Below are 23,964 nucleotides of genomic sequence, written 5' to 3'. Positions count from 1 at the left end.
CGAGGCGCGCGGTCAGCCGGTGTTGCGCAGACCTGCCGCGACACCGTTCACGGTGAGCAGCAGCGCCCTGGCGAGCAGCGGGTCCGCGGGCTTCTCGGCGGCCGCCGCGTCGCGCTGCCGCTTGAGGAGCGCGACCTGGAGGTAGGAGATCGGGTCCAGGTAGGCGTCGCGGACGGTGAACGTCTGCTTCAGCACGGGCTGCGCCTCCAGCAGCTCGCGCTCCCCGGTGATCTGGAGAACCTGTTCCAGGGTGAGGGCGTGCTCGGCCTCGATGGTGGCGAAGACGTGCCGCAGCTCGTCCGGCACCAGGGTCTCCACGTAGTGGCGGGCGATCCGCAGGTCGGTCTTGGCGAGGGTCATCTCGACGTTCGACAGGAAGTTGCGGAAGAAGTGCCACTTCTCGTACATCTCGGCGAGTACGTCGCCGTGTCCGGCGTCGCGCAGCGCCTTCAGGCCGGAGCCCACGCCGTACCAGCCGGGCACGATCTGCCGTGACTGCGTCCAGCCGAAGACCCACGGGATGGCCCGCAGCCCGTCGAGCCCTGCCCCGGAGTCGGGGCGGCGGGACGGGCGGGAGCCCAGGTGCAGCTCGGCGAGCTGGTCGACCGGGGTCGCGGCGAAGAAGTACGCCGGCAGGTCGGGGTCCTCGACGAGCCTGCGGTACGCGGTGTGCGCCGCCTCGGAGACGATGTCCATCGCCGCGTCCCAGCCGGCCAGCGCCTCGTCGGACTGTCGGGGAGCGGTGTGCAGGGCGGACGCCTGGAGGGTGGCGGCGACGGTCAGTTCCAGGTTCTCCCGGGCCAGGGCCGGGATGAGGTACTTGTCGGAGATGACCTCGCCCTGCTCGGTGACCTTGATCTCGCCCTCCAGGGTGCCCCACGGCTGGGCGAGGATCGCGTCGTGCGAGGGGCCGCCGCCACGGCCGACGGTGCCGCCGCGGCCGTGGAAGAGGCGCAGCCGGACGCCGTAGCGGTGGGCCACGTCACGGAGTCTGCGCTGGGCGCGGTGGATCTCCCACTGGGAGGTGGTGATGCCGCCGAACTTGGAGGAGTCCGAGTAACCGAGCATGACCTCCTGGACGTCACCGCGGAGCGCGACGAGACGCCGGTAGGAGGGGTCGGCGAGCATGTCGTTGAGGATGACGTCGGCGGCCTTGAGCTCGTCGGTGGTCTCCAGCAGCGGCACGATGCCGATCTTGGCCCAGCCGCCGTGCAGGTCGATCAGACCGGCCTCGCGGGCGAGGACGGCGGCGGCGAAGACATCGTCGGCGCCCTGGCACATCGAGATGATGTACGACTCGATCACCTCGGGCCCGAACCGCTCGAAGGCCGCCTTCACGGTGTGGAAGACACCCAGGGTCTTCTGCCCGGCGGCGTCGAGGGGCGCCGGGGTCGGGGCCAGCGGGCGGCGGGAGCGGAGCTCCTTGGCGAGCAGCTTCTGCCGGTACTCGCGGGGCATGTCCGCGTACCGCCACGACTCCTCGCCGAGCCGGTCGAAGAGCTGGCCGAGGGCGTGGTGGTGGGCGTCGGCGTGCTCACGGACGTCCATGGTGGCCAGCTGGAGGCCGAACGCGGAGAGCGTGCGGATCGTACGGTCGAGGTGGCCGTCGGCGAAGAGGCCGCCGCGGTGCTCCCGGAGGGACGTCTGGATGAGGGCGAGGTCGGTGACCAGCTCGGCGGTGCCGAGGTAGTCGCGGCCCTCCTGGTGCGGGGTGCCCTTGGCGAGGCGCTCGCGGGTGTTGACCAGCTTCTGCCGTACGCAGGTCGCCTTGAGGCGGTACGGCTCCTCGGCGTTCAGCCGCTTGTAGCGGGGGCTGATCTCGGGCAGCCGTTCGAGGTCCTGCTGGAGGGAGTCGAGGAGCTCCTGCGTGGCGCCGGCGTACCGGATGGAGTTCGACAGCAGCCCGCGCAGCTCGTCGATCATGCCGATGGCGTCGGTCAGGCCGTGCTCGTGCTGGAGGATCAGCACCTCCCACGTGACGGCCGGGGTCACGTTCGGATTGCCGTCGCGGTCGCCGCCGATCCAGGTGCCGAAGGTCAGCGGCCGGGTGCCCGGCGGCAGCTCGACGCCGACGCGCTCCAGCTCCGCGGCGAGGTCCTCCAGGACGTCGCCGACGGCGCCGACGTGCAGCTCGTCCAGGTAGTAGATGGCGTTACGGGCCTCGTCGGCGGGCTCGGGGCGGACCACCCGGAGCTCGTCGGTCTGCCAGATGAGGTCGATGTTCTCGGCGAGCCGGAGGTCGTGACGGCGAAGGTCGGCGTCGGTGACGGGCTCGTCTAGGAGGGCGGCGATCCGGCGCAGCTTGTTCAGCACCGAGCGGCGCGCCGCCTCCGTCGGGTGGGCGGTGAAGACCGGCCGCACGTTGAGGTGCTTGACGGTCTCACGGACATGGTGGGGATCACCGTCCTTCAGCATGTCGGCCGTCCGGGCGAGCAGGCCGCCCTCGGCGGCGCGGCGCTGGCGCATCTCGCGGCCGCGGTGGACCTGCTCGGTGACGTTGGCGAGGTGGAAGTAGGTCGAGAAGGCACGGACGAGCCGGGCGGCGGTCTCGAGGTCGGTGTCGCCGAGCAGCTCGGCGGCGGCCTCGCCGTCCTCGCGGGTCAGGCGGCGGACCTTCTCGACGAGCTCGAGGAGCTCGGGTCCTTCCTGCCGTACGAGCGTCTCGCCCAGCAGGTCACCCAGTCGGCGGATGTCGGCGCGCAGCTCGGCGCTGGCGGAAGGGGTCTGGTCGGCACTGCTCACAGGTGCGGCTCCTTGCAGTGATGAGCACGTCTGGAGGGGTACTGATGGGTGTCCCCGGGAATGCCCCTTCGGCCTATCGGAGGGTTTTCACGAGGCATTCCCCCTGGGAAGCTGCGGACCGCGCTGTCCGACGGCACCCAGGATAGGCGGCCGTCCGGGCCACGCCGTCAACAGCCCTCTTGCCGCGGGCGCGCGCGCTGCCATACTTACGACGCCGTAGGTTACGGAACCGTAGCCACGCCCTTTCTGCACCCTTCCGCCCTTTCCTCTCACCCCCAGGGGACGCACATGACCATGAGCCCCGAGGTGCTCGACCACACTGCCGAAACCAAAGAGCTGCCGCCCGCGACACTCGGCGGCGACAACAAACGATCCATCGAGCAGATCGCGCTGCTGCTGTTCATCACGGTGCCGTTCCTCGCCCTGGTGGCGTCGGTGCCGCTGGCCTGGGGGTGGGGGGTGAGCTGGCTGGATCTGGGACTGATGACCGCGATGTACTACATCGGCTGCCACGGCATCACGATCGGCTTCCACCGGTATTTCACCCATGGGTCGTTCAAGGCGAAACGTCCACTGCGGGTCGCGCTGGCGATCATGGGCTCACTGGCGGTGGAGGGGCCGCTGGTGCGCTGGGTGGCGGACCACCGCAAGCACCACAGGTTCTCCGACGACGAGGGTGACCCGCACTCGCCGTGGCGGTACGGGGAGACGGTGCCGGCCCTGCTGAAGGGGCTGTGGTGGGCGCACATCGGCTGGATGTTCGATCAGGAGCAGACGCCGCAGCAGAAGTACGCCCCGGACCTGATCAAGGACCCGGCGGTCCGCCGGATCTCCCGCCAGTTCGTTCTGTGGACGGTGGTGTCGCTGGCGATCCCGCCGCTGGTCGGCGGCCTGGTGACCATGTCGTGGTGGGGCGCCTTCACGGCGTTCTTCTGGGGCTCGCTGGTGCGGGTGGCGCTGCTGCACCACGTCACCTGGTCGATCAACTCGATCTGCCACGCGGTCGGCAAGCGCCCGTTCAAGTCGCGTGACCGCTCCGGCAACGTGTGGTGGCTGGCCGTTCTGTCGTGCGGCGAGTCCTGGCACAACCTGCACCACGCGGACCCGACGAGCGCCCGGCACGGTGTGCTGAGGGGCCAGGTGGACTCCAGCGCCCGGCTGATCCGCTGGTTCGAGAAGCTGGGCTGGGCGTACGACGTGCGCTGGCCGTCGGAGGCCCGGATCGAAGCCCGGCGCCGGGAACGCGCCTCGAACGCGGCATGATGGACGGCGTGGCGATCGACGGCAGCAGTACCAGCAGCGACAAACCCAGGCGTGGCCGCCGGGTCCGGATGACGGGCGCGGAGCGCCGTCAGCAGCTGCTCGACATCGGCCGGACGCTCTTCGCCGAGCGCGGCTTCGAGGGCACGTCGGTCGAGGAGATCGCGGCGAAGGCCGGGGTGTCCAAGCCGGTGGTGTACGAGCACTTCGGCGGCAAGGAGGGGCTGTACGCGGTCGTGGTGGACCGCGAGATGCGCCGGCTCCTGGACATGGTGACCGGCGCGCTCACGGCGGGGCATCCACGGGAGCTGCTGGAGCAGGCGGCGTTCGCGCTGCTCGACTACATCGAGACGTACACGGACGGGTTCCGGATCCTGGTGCGGGACTCGCCGGTGGCGCAGTCGACGGGTACGTTCGCGTCGCTGATCTCGGACATCGCCACGCAGGTGGAGGACATTCTGGGCCTGGAGTTCAAGGCCCGCGGCTTCGACCCGAAGCTGGCGCCGCTGTACGCGCAGGCGCTGGTGGGGATGGTCGCGCTGACCGGCCAGTGGTGGCTGGACGCCCGCAAGCCCAAGAAGGCGGAGGTCGCCGCCCACCTCGTGAACCTGGCCTGGCACGGCCTCGACGGCCTGGAACCGAAGCCCCGCCTCATAGGCCACCGCAAGAACTGACCCGGTGGCCGGAGGGCCCGCCCCCGGCCCCACGGGGACGTGACGCCGTCCGTCTGCGCCCCCCATGGCGTGAACCGCCGTGGAGGGCCGGACCCCGCACCCACCGCGTACGAGGCGGGGCCCGGCCCTCTCCTGCGGGGCGCCTGACGCGGGCGTCACGCCCGTCGTTCCCGGGTGCGCCCGTGGAGCCCGGCATCAGCCCGCCTTGTGCGCGACCGCGAAGACCCGGCGGAACGGGAAAACCGTCCCGTACGGGCCCGGCGGGTACGCCTTCCGGAGAAGATCGCGGTACTGGGATATGAACTCGGCGACCGCCTCGCCGTCGTCATCGAGCGCAGTGATGACCGGGCGCAGGGCGGTGCCCTTCACCCAGTCGAGGACCGGGTCCTCGCCCTGGAGGAGCTGGGAGTACACGGTCTCCCAGACGTCCGCCACGCAGCCGAGGTCGGTGAGGCGGCCCAGATAGTCCGCCGCCTCCAGGATGTGGACGAAGCGCCGCCCGTGGTCGGCGAGGCGGTCCCGCCACTGCGGGGTCTCGCACAGCTCGCCCAGCAGCGCGTGACTGGGCGAGGTGAAGTTGGCCGGCACCTGGAAGGCCAGGGTGCCGCCGGCCACGATGCCGTCCAGCCAGACCGGGAAGGACTCGGGGTGGTTCGGCACCCACTGGAGCGCGGCGTTGGAGACGATCAGGTCGTACGGCTCGTCCGGCGTCCAGTGGGCGGCGTCGGCGCCTCGGAAGTCGAGCCAGCCGCCCCCCGCCGTGGTGCCCGCGTGGTGCTTGCCGGCCTGTTCCAGCATTTCGCGTGACAGGTCGAAGCCGGTGATGTGTGCGTCCGGCCAGCGGTCGGCGAGGAGCGCGGTGACGTTCCCGGGGCCGCAGCCGATGTCGGCTATCCGGGCGGGCCTCCCCTCCGTGACGGCGGGCAGTTCGGGGATTCGGGCGAGCAGGTCCAGAAACGGCCGGGCCCGGTGGCTGGAGTGGCGCAGGTACTGCAGTGGATCCCAAATGGGTGCGGAATGCACGGTCAATCCCCTTGCTGGTCAGTGATACCTATGCGGAACGTGCTCCAGCGAGGGCCCGCTCAATCGTGCGATTGTACATTTCTCGACATCAAGAGACTTCATGTCGACAGATCCCCTACACTGATCGTCATGGAGGACGAGGTCGACCGTCTGGTCGCAGCATGGCGCCGCGAGCGCCCCGACCTCGACGTGGAACCGCTCGAGGTGCTCAGCCGGGTCTCCCGGCTGGCCCGCCATCTGGACCGGGCACGCCGCCTCGCCTTCGCCGAGCACCAGCTGGAGCCCTGGGAGTTCGACGTCCTGACGTCGCTGCGCCGCGCGGGCGCCCCGTATCAGCTCTCCCCGGGCCAGCTCCTCACCCAGACGCTCGTCACGTCCGGCACCATGACGAACCGTATCGACCGGCTCGCGAAAAAGGGCCTCGTCGAGCGCCTGCCCGACCCCACCGACCGGCGTGGCGTCCTCGTCCGCCTCACCCCCGAGGGGCGCGACCGCGCCGACCAGGCCCTCGCCGGACTGCTGGAGCAGGAGCGGGCCATCCTGGCCGAGCTGTCCCGCGCCCAGCGTGCCGACCTCGCGGCGCTGCTACGCCAGCTGACCGCCCCGTTCGACAACATCCCCGGCTGACTCGGCCGGCCCCACACCCGCCCGGCGGGCCAGCGCGACCGCCGCCAGCGTGGAGTGCACACCCAGCTTGCCCAGTACGTTCTGCATATGCGTACGCACCGTGTGCGGGGACAGGAACAGCCGCTCCGCCACCGCCTTGCGGCCGAGCCCGGCGACCATGCAGCGCAGCACCTCCCGCTCGCGCGGGGTGAGCGACTCGACCAGCCGCTCGCTGTCGGTGCGGTGCTTGCGCGCGGCCGTCAGCTCCCGCAGCACCCCGGTGAGCAGCGCGGGCGCCAGGTGTGTCTCGTCGCGGAGCACGCCCCGTATGACGCCGAGGAGCCGCTGCAGCGAGCAGTCCTTGGCCACCCAGCCGGAAGCACCCGCCTGGAGGGCGAGCGCGGCCCGGCGCGGGTCGTCCTTCTCGGCCAGCACCACGGTCCGTACGGAGGGCTGGCCCTGGCGCACCCCCGCCACCAGCGAGATGCCGTCGACGATCCCGTCCGCCGCGCCACCGTCCGGGACGACGCGCGCCACGGGTGACCCGGCCGCCGCGCCCAGGTCGGCGTCGACGAGCAGCACGTCGAACCTGCGGCCCTCCGCGGCCGCCCGTTCGAGGCAGCGCAGCGCGGCCGGCCCGCTGCCGGCCGCGGCCACGTCCACGTCCGGCTCGGCCGCCAGCGCCGCGGCGAGCGACTCGGCGAAGATGCGGTGATCGTCCACCACCAGAACCCGGATACGGACCACTGACACCCCCATACGTCGAGGAAGCGGACCGGCGCGGGTACGACGCCCGGAGTTGAGGCATTCACATGGGCGCACGGCCGCCGCCGTGCAGTGACTGCCACCCCACCCCGGGCGTCGTACCCGACTGTCTCGCCCCCTGATCAGCGTCGGCCCCCACCGATGCTGTGCATCAGCGTACGGCCGTGAAGCCGCACCGGAAGCCGATTTGCAGAACTGACCGACCAGGGTGTTTCCCGTGTTTCACCAGTGTCGTAACGAGACGGAAATCGACAATGCCAGATCCACTTGATTCCGTGTCAGGGGAATTCTCGCCGGGTTCACAGGACGCGGCGCGCTCCCGCCGACGGCACCGCGGGGAAGATCCGGGGCGCCGGGCGGCCCGCCGCGGCGAACGCCCCCTCCACCGCCGAGGCCACCTCGCCCGCCCGGTCCGCCTCCACGAGGACGACCGCCGACCCGCCGAATCCGCCGCCGGTCATCCGGGCGCCAAGGGCCCCCGCCGCACCGGCCGCCGACACGACGAGGTCCAGCTCCGGGCAGGAGACCCGCAGGTCGTCCCGGAGGGAGGCGTGCCCCTCGTCCAGGACCGGCCCGACCGCCCGTACGTCACCCGCGTCCAGCAGGGCCGTCGTCCGCTCGACACGGTGATTGTCGGACACGACATGGTGGACGTACGCGCGCACGGTCGGGTCCGCCAGGCACGCGAGCGCGTCCGGGAGTCCCTCGTAGGGCACTTGGCGCAGCGTACGGACCCCCAGCGCCCGCGCCCCGGCCTCGCACCCGGCGCGCCGCTCGGCGTAGGCGCCGTCGCCGAGCGCGTGCTTCACGCCGGTGTCGACGACCAGCAGCCGCAGCCCGTGGGCGGCGAGGTCGAACGGTATCTGACGCCCCGCCAGGTCCCGGGTGTCGAGGTGCAGTACATGCCCCTCCTCGCAGCAGGCGGACGCCATCTGGTCCATGACGCCGCAGGGCACGCCCACGAACGCGTTCTCGGCGCGCTGGGCGAGGACCGCGAGCTCCGGACCGGTCAGGCCGAGCCCGTACAGGTCGTTCAGGGCGAGCGCGGTGACCACCTCCAGGGCGGCGGACGACGACAGCCCCGCGCCCGTCGGGACGGTGGACGACAGGTGGATGTCCGCGCCGGTGACCGCGGTGTGCCCGGCCTCGCGCAGCGCCCACACCACACCCGCCGGGTAGACGGCCCAGCCGCTGCCGGTGCCCGGCCGCAGGGCGGCCACGTCCAGGTGGACGACGCCCTCGCCGGACCCGACGTCGGCCTCGGCCTCGGCGGAGTGGACCCGCAGCCGGCCGTCGGTACGCCGGGCCACGGCCGCGACCGCCGTGTGCGGCAGGGCCAGCGGCATCACGAACCCGTCGTTGAAGTCGGTGTACTCGCCGATGAGGTTCACCCGGCCCGGCGCCGCCCATACGCCGTCGGGCGCCGTCCCGTACAGCTCGTGGAACCGCGCGGCGACCTTCTCGGCCGTGGCGGTGGTCTCCGTACCGCCGCTCACTCCCCCGCCCTTCTCACCGGCCCCTGCCGCTCCCGCCGCTCCTGCTCCTCCTCCCGCCCCTGCTCCAGCTGCGGCGCGCGGGCGAAGTCCCAGGCGTCGGCGACGATGCCCGCGAGGTCCGTGCGCGACGGCTGCCAGCCGAGCCGCTCGTGCGCGACGGCCGCGGAGGCGACGAGGACGGCCGGGTCGCCGGCGCGGCGGTCGGCCATGACCTCCGGGACGGGGTGACCGGTGACCTTGCGGACGGTCTCGACGACCTCGCGGACGGAGAAGCCGTTGCCGTTGCCGAGGTTGCAGATCAGATGCTCGCCGGGGGTGACGGCGGCCATGGCGAGAAGGTGGGCCTCGGCCAGGTCGGCGACGTGGATGTAGTCGCGTACGCAGGTGCCGTCGGGGGTCGCGTAGTCGTCCCCGTAGACGGAGATGGACTCCCGTCGGCCGAGGGCGACCTGGAGGACCAGCGGGATGAGGTGCGACTCGGGGTCGTGGCGCTCGCCGTACCGGCCGTGCGCGCCCGCGACGTTGAAGTAGCGCAGCGACGCCGCGGCCAGTCCGTGGGCGGCGGCCTCGCCGCTGATCATGTGGTCGACGGCCAGCTTGGACGCGCCGTACGGGCTGGTGGGGGCGGTCGGGTCGGTCTCCGTGACCGGCGTGGAGACCGGCTCGCCGTACGTCGCGGCGGTGGACGAGAAGACGAGCCTGCGGACGCCGGCCTCGCGCATGGCGGTCAGCAGCGCCATCGTGCCGCCGACGTTGTTCTCCCAGTACTTCTCCGGACGCGCGACGGACTCGCCGACCTGCGAGAACGCGGCGAAGTGCAGGACGCCGTCGTAGGACGGGTCCAGGAAGCGGGCGGCGTCCTGGACACGGCCCTCGACGAACGCGGCGCCGTCCGGGACGGCCTCGCGGAAGCCGGTGGACAGGTCGTCCAGGACCGTCACTCCGTGTCCGGCCTCCAGCAGATGCGCGGCGACCACACTGCCGACGTAGCCTGCCCCGCCCGTTACCAGGTACTTCATGATGCGCTCGCTACCTCTCGCAGTCGCCGGGCCGCGGCCTCCGGCGGCACGTCGTTGATGAACACGCTCATGCCGGACTCGGAGCCCGCGAGAAACTTCAGCTTGCCGGAAGTGCGGCGGATGGTGAAAAGCTCGAGATGCAGTGCGAACCCTTCGCGCCGCGGATCGCCGAACGGCGCCTGGTGCCAGGCGGAGATGTACGGCGTGGGCGGCTCCCCTTCCCCGAACAGCCGGTCGAAGCGTCTCAACAGTTCCAGATACACCTGTGGGAACTCTGTGCGCGCCGCGCCGTCCAGGGCGCGGAGGTCGGGGACGCGGCGGGCCGGGTAGAGGTGCACCTCGTACGGCCAGTGCGCGGCGTACGGCACGAAGGCGGTCCATTGGCCGGTGGCGAGGACCACCCGCTCGCCGTCGGCGCGCTCGCGTGCGACGAGGTCGTCGAAGAGGTTGCGGCCACCGGTGCGCTGGGCGTGCCTGTCGAGGGAGCGCAGCATCAGGGCGGTGCGGGGGGCGGTGAACGGGTAGCCGTAGATCTGGCCGTGCGGATGGCCGAGGGTGACGCCGATCTCGGCACCCCGGTTCTCGAAGCAGAACACCTGCTCGACCCCGGGGACTTCGGCGAGTTCGGCGGTGCGGTCGGTCCAGGCATCCAGGACGAGCCCGGCCTGTTCCTCGGTGAGGTCGGCGAAGGACGCGTCGTGGTCGGGGGTGAAGCACACGACCTCGCAGCGGCCGGAGTCCCCGGCGAGCGAGGGGAAACGATTCTCGAAGACGACCACGTCGTAGTGGTGGTCGGGGATCTCGGTGTGCCGGCCGCGGCGGGACGGGCACAGGGGGCACTCGTCGGCGGGCGGGTGGAAGGTGCGGCCCTGGCGGTGGGACGCGACGGCGACGGCGTCGCCCAGCAGGGCGTCCTCGCGGATCTCGGAGGTCGTGGAGACCTGGTCGAGCGCCCTGGGGTCGACGGCGTCGCGCACCGCGTCGTCCCGGGAGTCGTAGTACACGAGCTCGCGCCCGTCGGCGAGCCGCGTGGACGTCTTCTTCACTCGGGCTCCTCACACCACAACAGGCCAAACAAAATCGCGCACAAGAAACCACATGCGAACAGGCGCGTCAATGTGCGGTGGTGTGAACAGGCCGCTGTGGGGAGAGGGAACGGGAGAGGTCAGAGCTGGTGCGGGATCCGCGGGGTGCCGGCCGCTGCCCGGTCGAGGAGGCCCGTGCGGGCGGCCAGCGCGGTGGCCTCCAGACGCGAGCCGACGCCGAGCTTCATCAGGACGCGCTGCACATGCGTACGGGCCGTGCTCGGCGCGATGCCCATCCCGGCGGCGATCAGCCGGGTGTCCTCGCCCTCGGCGACCCGCACCAGCACCTCCACCTCGCGGGGGGTGAGCATCTGGAGGAGCCGCTGCCCCTCGTCGTCGGGGGTCGCGGCCGGGTTGAGCAGCTCCGTGAACGCGCCCTGGAGCAGCTGCGGGGCGACGGCCGCCTCACCCGCGCGGGCCTTCGTCATGGCCCGCTCGACACCCTCGATGCGCTCGTCGTGACGTACGTAACCGGAGGCGCCGGCCGCGAAGGCCGCCGCGATGCCACGGGGGCTGGGCACGGGACCGAGAACGACCACGGCAACCTGCGGGCGGTCCCGTTTGATTCGTACGACGGGGTCGAAGATGCCCGGCTCGGCCGGGGTCGCCGTGCCCAGCAGGCACACCTCCGGCGCGCGGCTCACCACCAGCTCGGCCGCACCGGCCGCGGGCGCGGCGGCGGCGAGCACCCGGTGCCCGCGGAGCTTCAGGGCCGAGGCGAGCGCCTCGGCGAGCAGGCGGTGGTCGTCGACCACCATGAGCCGCACGCCCATCGAGAACCCCCATCTCCCTGGAGATGACCCCCCGGCCCTCCCATGACCCGGCAAGCTACACGCTTGTTCGACGCCATGCGCCCCCTACCGGTGAGAAGCCCCCCACAATGTCGAATTCTTCGCCAATCAGGGCTACTTACGAGGACGCATGCTGACGGCCCGATGTTGACGCCGCGGTGCTGACACCGGTACGCCGACGGCCCGGCACATCCGAGAGGGACATGCCGGGCCGCCGTCGGTCTCCGGCCGGTCGGCCGGTTCCATTCGCTACTTGGTGGTGTACACCAGGGCCAGGTAACGCGTTTCCTTGACCACGGTCGAGGGCTTCGACACGAAGTAGTCCGCCAGGTACAGCCGACCGTCCTGGTAGATCATGTCCTCTCGTTCCCAGAGGCCGATCTCGGCGTCCCGGCTCGTCCGGTCGGCAGGGGTCTTCAGCAGCACGGTCTGCTTGAGGGAGCCGCCGTGGACGCTGACGATCTGGCCGCCCCTCTCGTACCCCGGCGTCTTGTAGACGATGAGGTTCCCGCCGTCCATCCGCACCGGGTAGACCTCGGTCTTGTCGCCGGAGTCGATCTTCTGGCCATTGAGCTTGCCGGTGTTCAGGTCGAACGCGACGATCTCGTTGACCTTGTTGTAGTCGTCACCGGGACCGTCGTGGGGCTCGGTGGGCACGTAGAGCAGGCCGTTGCCGACGACGAGCTTCGCGCAGTTCTCCACCTCGGTGGAGCGGCACTTGCCCGCGTACCGATCGGCGTCGACGCTGATCTTCGCCTTCAGCTTGCCCGTCTTCTCGTCGATGGAGAAGAAGTCCGAGATACCGGAGCCGTCGGTCGCGGTGCGCCCGACGTTGGCCGCCACCACCAGCGGCTTGCTGGAGACGACCGACGCGAACTCGACGCCCGCGGGCATCTTGTACGAGGAGATGGGCGCGCCCGTGGCCGGGTTGATGTTCTGGATGACCACGTACTTGTTGTTGCTGTCGCCGCACTTGCGCGCCGCGACCAGGGCCTCGCCGCCGCCGTAGCCCATGTCGTAGCAGCCCTCGGTGTTCGCCTGCGGGCGCCAGAGCTCCTTGCCGGAGGCCAGATCCCAGGCAGCGCCGCCGTTCGTGCCACCGGCCGCGACGGTGTTCGCCCCGATGGTGACCTCGTCCCAGCGGGCCTTGCGGTCACCGCTGGTGGCGCCCTCCACGGACTTGGTCCAGAGCATCTTGCCTGCGGTCAGGTCGATCGCGCCGACCTCGGTGCACGGCGGGTACTTCTGCTCCTTGGTGGGCTTCGCCGGCTGGAACAGGACGGCGGCCTTGCCGTCCTTGAAGTTGCCGGACGCGCCGCAGATCTCGCCGGGGAGGGGCACCGTCCAGAGCTTGGTGCCCTTCTCCGCGTCGTAGCCGACGACCTCGTTGACACCCGACTTGACGTAGGTCTTCTCGGTCAGCCAGGAGCCCTTGGTGGTCACCGTGTCGGTGACGACGGGCGCAGGGATCTGGAAGGCCACCTTCGCCTGGGTGTTGGCGGACGCCTTCTCCTTGCCCTCACCGTCGGGGGCCTTGTTCTCGGTCTCCTCCTTGCCACCGCCCTCGGTGGAGCCGGAGGTGCCGCCGTTCGCGGTCGGGGTGTCGTCGTCGCCCTTGGTGGAGGCGTACCAGACGCCGCCGCTGACGATCAGGACGACCGCGACGGCCGCCGCGATGATGATCTGCATCTGCGCCGACAGCTTCTTCTTGCCGCCGGGACCGCCCGGGGCGCCGGGCATGCCGGGCATGCCGGGCATGCCCGGCTGCGGGGGCATCCCCTGGTGCATGGGCGCGGTCGGGTAGCCGTAGGACGGCTGCTGACCGGGCGCCTGTCCCGGCGCCTGTCCCTGCGCCTGGCCGGGGTACTGGCCGGGTGCCTGCGGGTAGCCGTGGTTCGGGGCCTGGCCGGGTGCCTGCGGGTAGCCGTAGCCCGGGGCGGTCGGGGGCTGCGCGGGCGGGGGCGTCTGCGGGGTCCCCGGGGCCTGCGGGTAGCCGTACGCCGGGCCGCCCTGCGGCGGGGGCGGGGGCGGGGTGCCGTAGCCGCCCTGCGGCGGGTCCTGCGGGGCGCCGAAACCATCCTGCGGCGGAGGGCCGGCGGGCTCGTTCGGCGGGCCCGGGGGCTGGTTCGGCGGAGGTGGTGGCTGGGTCATCGTGTCCGTACCTCTGAGGAAAAGGAGTCGTCAGTCCGTGGGCGCCGGCGGCGGCACGGTGATCGCGGCGGGCTACTTGCCATAGGCGATCATGGTCTTGGTCTCCCTCTCCGCCTCGTCGTTCCGGGCGCTCACCCGGCCGCTCGCGATGAAGAACCGGCCGTCGGCGTAGGCGTACCGCGGCTGCCAGAAGTCACGCTCGAGCTTCGCGACGGAGGCCGGGTGCTGAAGCAGCACCTCCGGCTTGCCGCCCGTCGCGGCGAGCGTGGCGACGGCGCCGCCGCGGTCCCAGGAGCCCTCGGTGTAGAGCAGCAGCTTGCCGCCCTCCATGCGCAGGGGCAGCATCGTCTTCTCCGCGCCCGCGTTCGCCCGCCACTTGGGCTTGCCGGTGTTCAGGTCGAACGCCACGACGTCGTTGGTGCCGCGGGTGAGGCTGGTGGGCTCCGTCGACATGTAGAAGGTGTCGCCGTCGGCCACGACGCCGACGCAGCCCTGGAGCCGCTGGCCGAAGACGATCAGACCACCGCCGGCGCACTGGGAGCGGAACTTGTCCTTGCCGCCGGAGAGCTGGGAGCGGAGCTTGCCCGCGTCCGTGAGGGACAGCACGGTCCGCTGCTTCTTCTCCTTGTGGACCGCGTTCACCACGAGCGGGCTGACCGAGTAGACCTTGTCGACCTCCCAGCCGCGCGCCAGCTGGTACTTCCACTTCGCCTTGCCGGTGGCCGGGTCGACCTGCCAGACCTCCTGCTGCGGGTTCTTGTAGTCGTCGACCCGGCAGCCGGCGGCGGCGATCAGCTTGGGGCCGTCGCCGGCGAACGCGTAGGGCCGGCAGCCGTCGGCGGGCTTGCCGAAGATCTGCTTGCCGTCGGCCAGCGAGAAGCCGTACGAGTTGTTGGTGCCCGCGGCCGCGACGGTGTTGCCGGCGATCGCCAGCGTGGGGTCGGACAGCGAGCCGAAGCCCTTGCCCTTCGGGATCTCCGTCTTCCAGCCCGCCTTGCCGGTCTTCAGGTCGACCTTCTGGAGGACCCGGCAGTCCGCGCGGTCGCCCGTGCCGTCCTTGATGCCGAGGACGATGGTGCCGTCGGCGGTCGGGGCGACCGGGGCCTCGCACACGTCCGTGGTGAACGGCAGGCTCCACTTCTTCTTGCCGTCGGTCACCGAGAACGCCTCGACGCTCCGGTACATGGCCTTGACGACGGTGTCGCCGACGATCCACGGGCCGTACACGTCGGCGCCGTTGCGCGGCAGGTCCACGTCGTTCTTGACGAGCCATTCGACCTTGGCCTCGCCCGGCCGGCGGCCCGCGTTCAGGTCGTCGTCCTGGGCGCGGCCGTCACCGGAGCCGTCGCCCTTGTCGACGGAGGCGGAGGTGCTGGGCTCGGGTGCGGAGCTGGACGCGGAGGCGACGGGCTCCTTCGGGTCCTCGTCGCCGCTGAGCGCGAAGTAGGTGCCGCCGCCCACGACGAGCAGACCGGCCGTGGCCGCGGCGATGACGAGGCCGGGCTTGCCCTTGAAGGGGTTCTTGCCGCCGCCGGTCCCGCCGGGCGGCATGGGCGCGCCGGGGTACTGGGGCTGGGTGGGGTAACCGCCGTACGGGTTCGGCTGCTGGCCGTACGGGCCGGGCTGGCCGTACGGGCCCGGCTGCTGCCCGTACGGTCCGGGCTGGCCCGGCTGGCCCGGCTGGCCGTACGGTCCGGGCTGCCGGCCGGGGGCCTGCGGGTAGCCGTAACCGGGCGCCGGGGGCTGCTGGCCGGGCGCCTGCGGGTAGCCGTAACCGGGTGCACCGGGCTGGCCGGCGGGCGGCTGGGCCGGGTGCTGCCCGGGAGCGGCGGGCGGCTGGGCCGGAGGTGCGGACGGCGGCTGCGCGGGCGGTGCGGACGGCTGCTGGGGCGGGGCCGCGGGCGGCTGCGCGTGCGGCTGGGGGACCCCCTGCGGGTCCTGCGGAGACCCGAAGCCTCCCTGCGGCGGTTGCTGGCTGGGCGGCTGAGTCATCAGCGCTTCCCCCTTCGTGCGGTCCGCTGGCCGATCGGCCTCCCCCGCGATTCCGGCGCGAGGCTCGTCGCCGGAATGGAGCGAATCGGACAGGGATGTCGCACTGTTACGTGAGTCGAGCGGGGTTTCTTTCTACCACCCGGGCCCTTGGCGCAGACGGGCCGGACCGCCCCTGTTCCCAAGGGCGGACGGGCCCGTGATGCCGCTGTTACCGGCTCTGCACGGCTTCTCTACGAGCTTCTGAACGTGTCGTCCGGTGCGTGGCGCGGCTATGCGTCGTCGGCCAGTTCAAGCCAGCGCATCTCCAAGTCCTCGCGCTCGGCGACGAGTTCCCGGAGCTCCGCGTCCAGTTTCGCCACCTTCTCGAAGTCGGTGGCATTTTCGGCGATGCGGGAGTGGAGCGCGGACTCCCTGTCGGAGATCTTGTCGAGCTGTCGCTCGATCCGCTGAAGCTCCTTCTTCGCTGCGCGTGCGTCGGCCGCGGACGCCGTCCTGGCCGCCTTCGCCGCGGGCACCGGGGCGGGGGCGGGCATGGCCGCCTCGATCATCCGGCGGCGGCGCTCCAGGTACTCGTCGATACCGCGCGGCAGCATGCGCAGCGTGGCGTCGCCCATCAGCGCGAACGTACGGTCCGTGGTCCGCTCGACGAAGAACCGGTCGTGGGAGATGACGACCATCGAGCCCGGCCAGCCGTCGAGCAGGTCCTCCAGCTGGGTCAGCGTCTCGATGTCGAGGTCGTTGGTGGGCTCGTCGAGGAAGAGGACGTTCGGCTCGTCCATCAGCAGCCGCAGGAGCTGGAGGCGGCGGCGCTCACCACCGGACAGGTCGCCGACCGGCGTCCACTGCTTCTCCTTCGTGAATCCGAACTTCTCGCACAGCTGGCCCGCCGTCATCTCGCGGCCCTTGCCGAGGTCGACGCGGTCGCGGATCTGCTGGACGGCCTCCAGCACGCGGAGGGCCGGCGGGAGTTCGGCGACGTCCTGCGAGAGGTAGGCGAGGCGGACCGTCTTGCCGACGGTCACCCGCCCGTCGGCGGGCTGCTGCTCGCCCTGTGTCACGGCGGCGTCGGCGAGGGCGCGGAGCAGCGACGTCTTGCCCGCGCCGTTCACCCCGACCAGGCCGACGCGGTCGCCCGGGCCGAGCTGCCAGGTGAGGTGCTTGAGGAGGGTCTTCGGCCCGGCCTGGACGGTCACGTCCTCCAGGTCGAACACCGTCTTGCCGAGCCGGGCCGACGCGAACTTCATCAGCTCGCTGCTGTCGCGGGGCGGCGGCACGTCGGCGATCAGCTCGTTGGCCGCCTCGACGCGGTAGCGCGGCTTGGACGTACGGGCCGGGGCGCCGCGGCGCAGCCAGGCCAGTTCCTTGCGGACGAGGTTCTGCCGCTTGGTCTCCTCGGTCGCGGCGATCCGCTCACGCTCGGCGCGCGCGAAGACGTAGTCGGAGTAGCCGCCCTCGTACTCGTGGACCGTGCCGCGCTGGACGTCCCACATGCGCGTGCACACCTGGTCGAGGAACCAGCGGTCGTGCGTCACACAGACGAGCGCCGAGCGGCGGGCCTGGAGGTGGCGGGCCAGCCAGGCGATGCCCTCGACGTCGAGGTGGTTGGTCGGCTCGTCGAGGACGATCAGGTCCTGATCCTCGATCAGCAGCTTGGCCAGCGCGATACGGCGGCGCTCACCGCCGGAGAGCGGGCCGATGACCGTGTCCAGTCCCTGCGGGAAGCCGGGCAGGTCCAGGCCGCCGAAGAGGCCGGTGAGTACGTCCCGGATCTTGGCGCTGCCGGCCCACTCGTGGTCGGCGAGGTCGCCGATGACCTCGTGCCGGACGGTGGCGGCCGGGTCGAGCGAGTCGTGCTGCGTGAGCACCCCGAGGCGGAGTCCGCCGCTGTGCGTGACTCGGCCGCTGTCGGCCTCCTCCAGCTTGGCGAGGACGCGGATCAGCGTGGTCTTGCCGTCGCCGTTGCGCCCCACGACACCGACGCGGTCGCCTTCAGACACGCCGAGGGACACCCCGTCGAGCAGGGCACGGGTGCCGTACACCTTGCTGACGGCCTCGGCATTGACCAGGTTGGCGGCCATTTCACTCCTGATGTGGCGGGACGGACCTTCCAGAGTAGTGGGCGCCGGGGGGTGCCCTTCAGGCCGTGCGGTAGCGTGCGGCGATCGTCCATGGGAGGGGCCGGCTGTGATGAGGCGGAGTGTCGTGGCGGCGGGGGTGGCCGCGGCACTGCTGACGGGCTGCGCCGGCGGTACCGGAGCGAAGGGCGCGGGAGCGGGCGGTACGTCCGTGAGCCCGTCGGCGAGTACCTCGGGAAGCCCCTCGGAGGCCGCCTCGCCCGCGGTCGCCACCCCCGCGGTGGCGGCGAGTGGCGGCGCGCTCGGCGGGACGGGGTCGGTCTGCCCGCTGCCCGTCACGTTCGATGTGGCGGCCCGGTGGGAGCCCGAGAGGATCAAGCCCGTCGAGGACCCGGACTTCCGGTCGCTGCTGGAGCAGGGCACCGTCACGGTGGTCTGCGAGATCGACGCGAAGCCCGCCGGGCAGATCGGCTTCCTCCGCGTCTGGACCGGCGAGCACACGGACACCATGCCCCGCCAGGTGCTGGAGGCGTTCGTCGCGGACGAGGAGTCCCCGTCGTCGGTCGTGTACCGCGACGTCCGGGCCGGCCGGGCCGGCGGCGTGCCCGCCACCGAGGTGACGTACGTCGTGACCAGCGAACTCATGGACGAATCGCGGAAGGCCCGGGCCCTGGCCGTCATGACACCGCGTGGCGCGGTGGTGCTGGCGCTGGGCGGGCTGGACACGCGGGAGCACGAGGAAATGCTCCCGGCGTACGAGCTGGCGAAGACGACCATGACGGTGCCGGGCGGCTGACGGGAGAACCGGAGGGCCTCGTACCGCGTGTCCGTGACCGTACGAACGGCCATCCGGACGGCCATCCGGACCCGCCGTGGCACGACCCTTCTGAGAGGTACGGACATGAGCAAGGACAGCAAGGACAGCAAGGACCAGACCCCCCTCCTGCGTCGTCGCGGGGCCCGGTTGACCGCGGTCGCGTCGGCGGCGGCCGTCGTCGTGGCCGGCGGGACGTTCTGGCTGTCCGGCGGATACGAGGAATGGCGCGGCACCGACCCCCTGTCCCGGTCGTGCCAGGGCGACCTGGCGGCCGAGCCGGTGCGGGAGCTGCTCCCGGACGTCGAGCTGACGTCGTCGAGCGAGCTGCGGCAGGACGGGTGGTTCTGCTCCGCCGAGACACGGGACGGCAAGGCCGGACTCCAGATCCGGATACGGAACGTGGGCGAGCCCTTCGGCCCCGACGGCGCGATCGACCCGGGCGAGCACGCGGTGCCGCTGGGCGGCGGATGGACGGGCTCCTTCTCGTACGACGCGACGGCCACGGCGGCGCCGGCCCGGGCGCTCGTCCTGCTGGACTGCGGCGACGCGCCGGGGGACGGGCTGCTGGCGGCGGCGGACGGGCGCCTGGGCAGGGGCGGGACCTTCAGCTCCGCCGAGGCACGGGCGAATCTGGTCCGCGCCCTGACGGACACGGCCCTCTCCTACGCCCGCCGCACGGGCTGCGACGCGCAGACGGCAGACCCGCTGGACAAGGTGCCCGCCCCGTCGACCGGCGGCCACCAGCCCCTCGCCAAGGCGTCCGGTACCTGTGCGAACGTGGTGGACGCCGCGACGGGGCGGCGGTGGGGGGCCGGCGCGGTCGTCGAGACGCCGGCGGAGCCGGCGCCCGTGGAGACGTGTCTGCTGGGCAGCCGCCTGGGGACACCGCTCTACACCTTCACCGCGTCGTACGGGCCGTACGGCGAGGCGGCCCTGTCCGGCCCGGACGCGGGCCTCCCGGCCAAGGACAAGGCGGATTCGCCCACCGGGCGGTACCGGATGACCGCCAGGTGCCCGGGCGCGGACGCGACCGCGGTGTACACGATCGCCCCGGACGACGGCCTGGCCCTGGACCACGCGTCCCTGCGCACGGCCCTGAAGTCCTTCGCCACCCGCTCGGCCGACCGCCACGCCTGCGAGCCCCCGGCGTAGCCCCGGGGGCCGCGCCCCCTGCCCGGCCGACGCATCCCGTTGTCGGTCGACCGCGGCCCGGTTCGCGCGGAGGGGCGCGCACCAGGGCGGAGGCTCAGCGAGGTCGAGAGCGGGCCTCGACCAGGAGCCAGCCCGTCAGGGTCATCGCGGCGGCGCCGGGCGCCGTGACCTCGAAGGCGACCAGGGGCGCGCTGTGGCCCTCCAGGAGCCCCGCGAAGCCGACTGCGGAGAGGCCGAGGACGCCCAGGAGGGACAGAGTGATGCCCAGGGCGGCCACGGCGGCGGACGTGGGGCTCGGGGACGCCGCCCCGGGGCGCGGCGGGCGCTCGAAGGGGCGGAACAGGGCCACCAGTACGGCTGTCACGACCACCGCCGCCACCAGGCGGAGCGGAAGCTGCGTCCACCACGCCCCCGACGCCGGCTCGGGAAGCGTCACGCCGAGCGCGAGCATCGCGCCGTACACGCCGAGCATCGCCGTCAGGTGCCAGAGGAACGCGGTCATGGCCACCCCGTTCGCGGCCACCACCGCCCGCCAGACGCGAGCGCGGGCGGCCAGGCGGGTGCCGGGGCCGCGCAGCAGTTCCACCGCGCCCACGAGCCACACCCCGTGGCAGAGCAACGCCACCGTGGGCGGCGCCATGTTGGAGACCTTCTCGCCGGGCATGCCCACCATGGACAGGGGGTACGGGCCCAGGGCAACCAGCGCCGCGGTGGCCGCCAGGCCGGTCACCGCCGGCACCCACGGCGCCCGGAGGCGGCCGTCCGCGCGCAGGAAGCCCAACTGGTGGATGGCCAGCCACACGAACGCGAAGTTCAGAAACCCGACGAACGGCACGTCCGCCGCGAAGCGCAGCGCGTCCACCACCACGGCGCCCGTCACCAGCGCCCCGAACGCGCCCCAGCCCCACCGCTCGTGGAGCTTCAGCAGGGGCGGGGTGAGTGCCACCATCGCCAGGTAGATGCCGATGAACCACAGCGGCTGCGTCACCAGGCGCAGCGCCGTGCCCGTCAGGCCGGCGCCCCCGCCCAGGAGCTGGATGACCAGCGCCGCCGTGCCCCACACCACGATGAAGACCACCGTCGGGCGCAGCAGCCGTCGCAGGCGGCCCCTGACGAACGTCGCGTACGCCGGGCGGGATCGGTACGACAGGGCGTGCGCGAAGCCGCCCACGAAGAAGAAGACCGGCATGACCTGGAGGACCCAGGTGAGGAGTTGGAGCGACGGGACGACCGCCAGCAGATTGCCCACCCGGCCGTCGGCCGTCACCGCCGCCATCAGCCAGTGCCCCAGCACCACCGTCGCCAGCGACGCGACCCGCAGCAGGTCGACGTAACGGTCCCGTGTGGCGGGGGTGGCGGCGGCCGGCTCCAGCACGCTGAGCCCCGTACCCGCGCCTGTGCCCGTGCTCGCACCCGTACCCGTACTTCGCATGCGGGTAGCGTCCCGTCCCGGTCTCCGGGGACGGGAGAGTACAGGTACTCAGTTACGGCGTGAGTACGCGCGCGCCCGGCGCCGGAGACGTCGCCGCGCGTGCCGTGCGGCAGGTGCCGGACGCGATGAGCGCCGCCGCCACCGTCTCCGCCGCGTCGGCGTCCTTGACGAGGAACGCCGTCGTCGGACCGGAGCCGGAGACGATCCCCGCGAGGGCCCCGGCCCGTATGCCGGCCGCGAGGGTGTCGGCGAGCGAGGGGCGCAGGGACAGGGCGGCCGGCTGGAGGTCGTTGGCCAGGGCGCCCGCCAGGGCGGTGGTGTCGCCGGTGCGCAGCGCCTCCAGGAGTGCCGGGGAGGCGGTGGGGGCGGTCGCGTCCGTGGTGATGCGGTCGAACTCGCCGTACACCGCGGGGGTGGAGAGCCCGCCCTCCGCCACCGCGAAGACCCAGTGGAAGGTGCCGCCGGTCGGGAGCGCGGTCAGCCGCTCTCCCCTGCCCGTTCCCAGCGCCGCCCCGCCCACCAGCGAGAACGGCACGTCGCTGCCCAGTTCGGCGCAGATCTCCAGGAGTTCGTCCCGGGTCGCGCCGGTGCCCCACAGGGCGTCGCAGGCCAGCAGGGCGCCCGCGCCGTCCGCGCTGCCGCCCGCCATGCCGCCCGCGACCGGGATGTCCTTGGCGATGTGGAGGTGGACGCGCGGCTCGATGCCGTGCCGCGCCGCCAGGAGCTCCGCCGCGCGGGCCGCCAGGTTCGTACGGTCCAGGGGGACCTGGTCGGCGTCCGGGCCCTCGCAGGTGACGCGGAGCGAATCGGCGGGGGCCGCCGTGACCTCGTCGTACAGGGATACCGCCAGGAAGACGTTCGCCAGGTCGTGGAAGCCGTCGGGGCGGGCCGGGCCGACGGCGAGCTGGACGTTGACCTTGGCCGGGACTCGGACGGTGACGCTCACGCCTTGGCCTCCGCGATACGGGCGAACTCTTCCACGGTGAGGGACTCGCCCCGGGCCTGGGGCGAGACACCGGCGGCGACGAGAGCCGCCTCGGCGGCGGCGGGCGAGCCCGCCCAGCCCGCCAGCGCGGCCCGCAGCGTCTTGCGGCGCTGGGCGAACGCCGCGTCGACGACGGCGAAGACCTCGCGCTTGGTGGCCGTGGTCTTCGGGGGGTCCCTGCGTACCAGGGACACCAGGCCGGAGTCGACGTTGGGCGCCGGCCAGAAGACGTTGCGGCCGATCGCGCCGGCGCGCTTGACCTCGGCGTACCAGTTGGCCTTGACGGAGGGGACGCCGTACACCTTGTTGCCGGGGGCGGCGGCGAGGCGGTCGGCGACCTCGGCCTGGACCATGACGAGGGTGCGCTCGATGCTCGGGAAGCGGTCGAGCATGTGCAGCAGGACCGGCACGGCGACGTTGTACGGCAGGTTCGCCACGAGCGCGGTGGGCGGCGGGCCGGGCAGCTCGTCCACGTTCATCGCGTCCGAGTGGACCAGGGAGAAGTGGGAGGCCCGCTCCGGCATACGCGCCGTGATCGTCGTCGGGAGCGCCGCCGCCAGGGTGTCGTCGATCTCCACCGCGATCACCCGGTCCGCCGCCTCCAGCAGCGCCAGGGTCAGGGAGCCGAGGCCCGGGCCCACCTCCACGACCACGTCGTCGGGGCGTACCTCCGCCGTGCGGACGATACGCCGGACGGTGTTGGCGTCGATGACGAAGTTCTGGCCGCGCTGCTTGGTGGGGCGTACGCCCAGCGCTGCGGCCAGTTCGCGGATGTCGGCGGGGCCGAGTAGGGCGTCGGGCTCAGTGGTGCTCACCGATACAGCCTACGGCCGCAGTGCGGCCACGGGCTCGCCCCCCGCTGCACGTAGAGCTTCTTCGCCCGGTATGTCTGCTCGGCGGCCGGGGCGTCCTCGGCGCGGCCGGTGCCGCCGAGCGCCTGCCAGGTGCCGGCGTCGAACTGGTAGAGGCCGCCGTAGGTGCCGGACGGGTCGACGGCGTCGGGGCGGCCGCCGGACTCGCACTGGGCGAGGGCCTCCCAGTCGAGATCGTCGGCGCCGGCGACGGAGGTGGGCATCGCCTTGGTACCGACCTTGACGATCCGGGTGACCGGCTCGCGGACGGTCTGCACGCCGGTCCTGCGGGGCTTCTGCCGGACGCCGTCGACCGTGCGCAGCCGGTAGGTGACGCGGCGCATGCCCTTGCGGCCCTGCCGGGCGACGACCTCGGTGCCCTTGAAGAGGGTCGGGTCGTCGACGCGGCGCACGTCGTACGGGATGGGTTCGTCGCGTACCTCACGGCCGCGGGTGACCCGCAGGACGGTGACGGTCTGGCCGTCACGGGGGAAGGCGGTGGGCGGTACGGAGATGGTGTCCTCGCCGTGCAGGGTGATCCCGGCCTGGTCGAGGGCTTCGGCGACGGTGGCGCCGTTGGTGCGGACGGTGCGTTCGCGGCCGTCGGCGAGGAAGGTCACGGTGCGTTCGGTGCGGACGCGCAGGGCGAGGCCCTCGCGGCTGATGGCCGAGGAGCGGGAGACGTCGAGGTGGGCGCCCTCGGCGCGTACGCCGAGTTCGCGGAGGGCCTCGTCGACGGTGCGGGCGGTGGTCCACAGGCGGCGGCCGCGGCCGTCGAGGTGGAGGTCGAGGGGGCGGCCCCAGCGGACCACGACCTCGTCGCCGCTGGCGAGGGCGGTGCCGGGGTCGGGGGCGACGAGGTCGTGTTCGCCGACGGCGAGGCCCTCGGCGGCGAGCAGTTCGGCGACGTCGTCGGCGAAGGTGTGCAGGGTGCGGGGGGCGCCGTCGACGCTGAGCCGTACCGCCTTGTCGTCGGCGACGAACGCGCTGGTGCCGCCCGCGAGTACGGCCACGATGAGCGCCTGCAGGACGAGCCGCCGCGGGCCGT

At 72.5% G+C, this 23,964-nt stretch carries 18 protein-coding genes and 1 pseudogene; 5 read left to right on the top strand and 14 right to left on the bottom strand.

Annotated features, from left to right (window positions below; all coding sequences use genetic code 11):
• Window positions 1-12: 12 nt before the first annotated feature.
• Window positions 13-2,742: a phosphoenolpyruvate carboxylase gene (gene ppc, locus FVS66_RS05605; protein ID WP_149179873.1), complete on the bottom strand. Its 2,730-nt coding sequence runs from the start codon at window positions 2,740-2,742 to the stop codon at window positions 13-15.
• 288 nt (window positions 2,743-3,030) lie between these two features.
• Between ppc and FVS66_RS05600 the strand changes: the two genes are divergently transcribed.
• On the top strand, window positions 3,031-4,005 hold the full coding sequence (locus tag FVS66_RS05600) for a fatty acid desaturase (RefSeq protein ID WP_149179872.1): 975 nt from the start codon (window positions 3,031-3,033) through the stop codon (window positions 4,003-4,005).
• A complete protein-coding gene (locus FVS66_RS05595; RefSeq protein ID WP_149179915.1) occupies window positions 4,005-4,676 on the top strand; it encodes a TetR/AcrR family transcriptional regulator in 672 nt (223 codons plus the stop codon). Before FVS66_RS05600 ends, FVS66_RS05595 begins: the two co-directional genes overlap by 1 nt.
• 195 nt (window positions 4,677-4,871) lie before the next feature.
• On the opposite strand, the gene FVS66_RS05590 is transcribed toward FVS66_RS05595, so the two are convergent.
• Complete coding sequence (locus FVS66_RS05590) at window positions 4,872-5,699, bottom strand: trans-aconitate 2-methyltransferase (RefSeq protein WP_149179871.1); 828 nt, start codon at window positions 5,697-5,699, stop codon at window positions 4,872-4,874.
• Window positions 5,700-5,828: 129 nt separating this feature from the next.
• On the opposite strand from FVS66_RS05590, the gene FVS66_RS05585 reads away from it, so the two are divergent.
• Complete coding sequence (locus FVS66_RS05585) at window positions 5,829-6,326, top strand: MarR family transcriptional regulator (RefSeq protein ID WP_149179870.1); 498 nt, start codon at window positions 5,829-5,831, stop codon at window positions 6,324-6,326.
• Here the strand turns inward: FVS66_RS05585 and FVS66_RS05580 are convergent.
• The 8 genes and pseudogenes from FVS66_RS05580 to FVS66_RS05545 all read right to left on the bottom strand — a co-directional run bounded on the left by FVS66_RS05580 (window position 6,285) and on the right by FVS66_RS05545 (window position 17,682).
• On the bottom strand, window positions 6,285-7,064 hold the full coding sequence (locus FVS66_RS05580) for a response regulator transcription factor (RefSeq protein WP_187645401.1): 780 nt from the start codon (window positions 7,062-7,064) through the stop codon (window positions 6,285-6,287). The two genes, FVS66_RS05585 and FVS66_RS05580, sit on opposite strands and share 42 nt — an antisense overlap.
• A 305-nt stretch (window positions 7,065-7,369) precedes the next feature.
• Window positions 7,370-8,566 carry a galactokinase gene (galK, locus tag FVS66_RS05575; protein ID WP_149179869.1) on the bottom strand — a complete coding sequence of 399 codons (1,197 nt, stop codon included), beginning with the start codon at window positions 8,564-8,566 and terminating at the stop codon, window positions 7,370-7,372.
• Window positions 8,567-8,643: 77 nt separating this feature from the next.
• A pseudogene (gene galE / locus FVS66_RS05570) lies at window positions 8,644-9,585 on the bottom strand (UDP-glucose 4-epimerase GalE); the annotation flags it as partial.
• Window positions 9,582-10,631: a galactose-1-phosphate uridylyltransferase gene (gene galT, locus FVS66_RS05565; RefSeq protein WP_149179868.1), complete on the bottom strand. Its 1,050-nt coding sequence runs from the start codon at window positions 10,629-10,631 to the stop codon at window positions 9,582-9,584. The pseudogene galE and the gene galT, both read right to left, overlap by 4 nt.
• Before the next feature lie 119 nt (window positions 10,632-10,750).
• Entirely contained in the window at window positions 10,751-11,443 is a 693-nt protein-coding gene (locus FVS66_RS05560; RefSeq protein ID WP_149179867.1) for a response regulator transcription factor, read from the bottom strand.
• A 267-nt stretch (window positions 11,444-11,710) separates the two neighbouring features.
• Window positions 11,711-13,612 carry a PQQ-binding-like beta-propeller repeat protein gene (locus FVS66_RS05555; RefSeq protein WP_149179866.1) on the bottom strand — a complete coding sequence of 634 codons (1,902 nt, stop codon included), beginning with the start codon at window positions 13,610-13,612 and terminating at the stop codon, window positions 11,711-11,713.
• Window positions 13,613-13,684: 72 nt separating this feature from the next.
• Entirely contained in the window at window positions 13,685-15,604 is a 1,920-nt protein-coding gene (locus FVS66_RS05550; RefSeq protein ID WP_149179865.1) for a PQQ-binding-like beta-propeller repeat protein, read from the bottom strand.
• A gap of 269 nt (window positions 15,605-15,873) precedes the next feature.
• Window positions 15,874-17,682, bottom strand: a complete 1,809-nt coding sequence (locus FVS66_RS05545; RefSeq protein ID WP_149179864.1) for an ABC-F family ATP-binding cassette domain-containing protein — start codon at window positions 17,680-17,682, stop codon at window positions 15,874-15,876.
• Window positions 17,683-17,791: 109 nt separating this feature from the next.
• Here FVS66_RS05545 and FVS66_RS05540 point away from each other — a divergent pair, with 109 nt between their 5' ends.
• Entirely contained in the window at window positions 17,792-18,475 is a 684-nt protein-coding gene (locus tag FVS66_RS05540; protein WP_149179863.1) for a lipoprotein, read from the top strand.
• A 105-nt stretch (window positions 18,476-18,580) separates the two neighbouring features.
• Window positions 18,581-19,648 (top strand): hypothetical protein, encoded by a 1,068-nt coding sequence (locus FVS66_RS05535; RefSeq protein ID WP_149179862.1) that lies wholly within the window; start codon window positions 18,581-18,583, stop codon window positions 19,646-19,648.
• Between the two features lie 94 nt (window positions 19,649-19,742).
• On the opposite strand, the gene FVS66_RS05530 is transcribed toward FVS66_RS05535, so the two are convergent.
• The 4 genes from FVS66_RS05530 to FVS66_RS05515 form a co-directional block, all read right to left on the bottom strand.
• On the bottom strand, window positions 19,743-21,080 hold the full coding sequence (locus FVS66_RS05530) for an acyltransferase (RefSeq protein ID WP_149179861.1): 1,338 nt from the start codon (window positions 21,078-21,080) through the stop codon (window positions 19,743-19,745).
• A 52-nt stretch (window positions 21,081-21,132) separates the two neighbouring features.
• Window positions 21,133-22,026 (bottom strand): 4-(cytidine 5'-diphospho)-2-C-methyl-D-erythritol kinase, encoded by an 894-nt coding sequence (locus tag FVS66_RS05525; protein WP_149179860.1) that lies wholly within the window; start codon window positions 22,024-22,026, stop codon window positions 21,133-21,135.
• Window positions 22,023-22,880, bottom strand: a complete 858-nt coding sequence (gene rsmA, locus FVS66_RS05520) for a 16S rRNA (adenine(1518)-N(6)/adenine(1519)-N(6))-dimethyltransferase RsmA (protein ID WP_149179859.1) — start codon at window positions 22,878-22,880, stop codon at window positions 22,023-22,025. The genes FVS66_RS05525 and rsmA overlap by 4 nt, the downstream gene beginning before the upstream one ends.
• A partial coding sequence (locus FVS66_RS05515) for a resuscitation-promoting factor (protein WP_262386823.1) occupies window positions 22,877-23,964 on the bottom strand: 1,088 nt, incomplete at its 5' end. The genes FVS66_RS05515 and rsmA, both read right to left, overlap by 4 nt.

The sequence above is a fragment of the Streptomyces sp. TRM49041 genome (assembly GCF_008271805.1).
In the GTDB taxonomy this organism is placed as follows: domain Bacteria; phylum Actinomycetota; class Actinomycetes; order Streptomycetales; family Streptomycetaceae; genus Streptomyces.
This window is presented reverse-complemented; position numbering and strand designations above follow the sequence as displayed.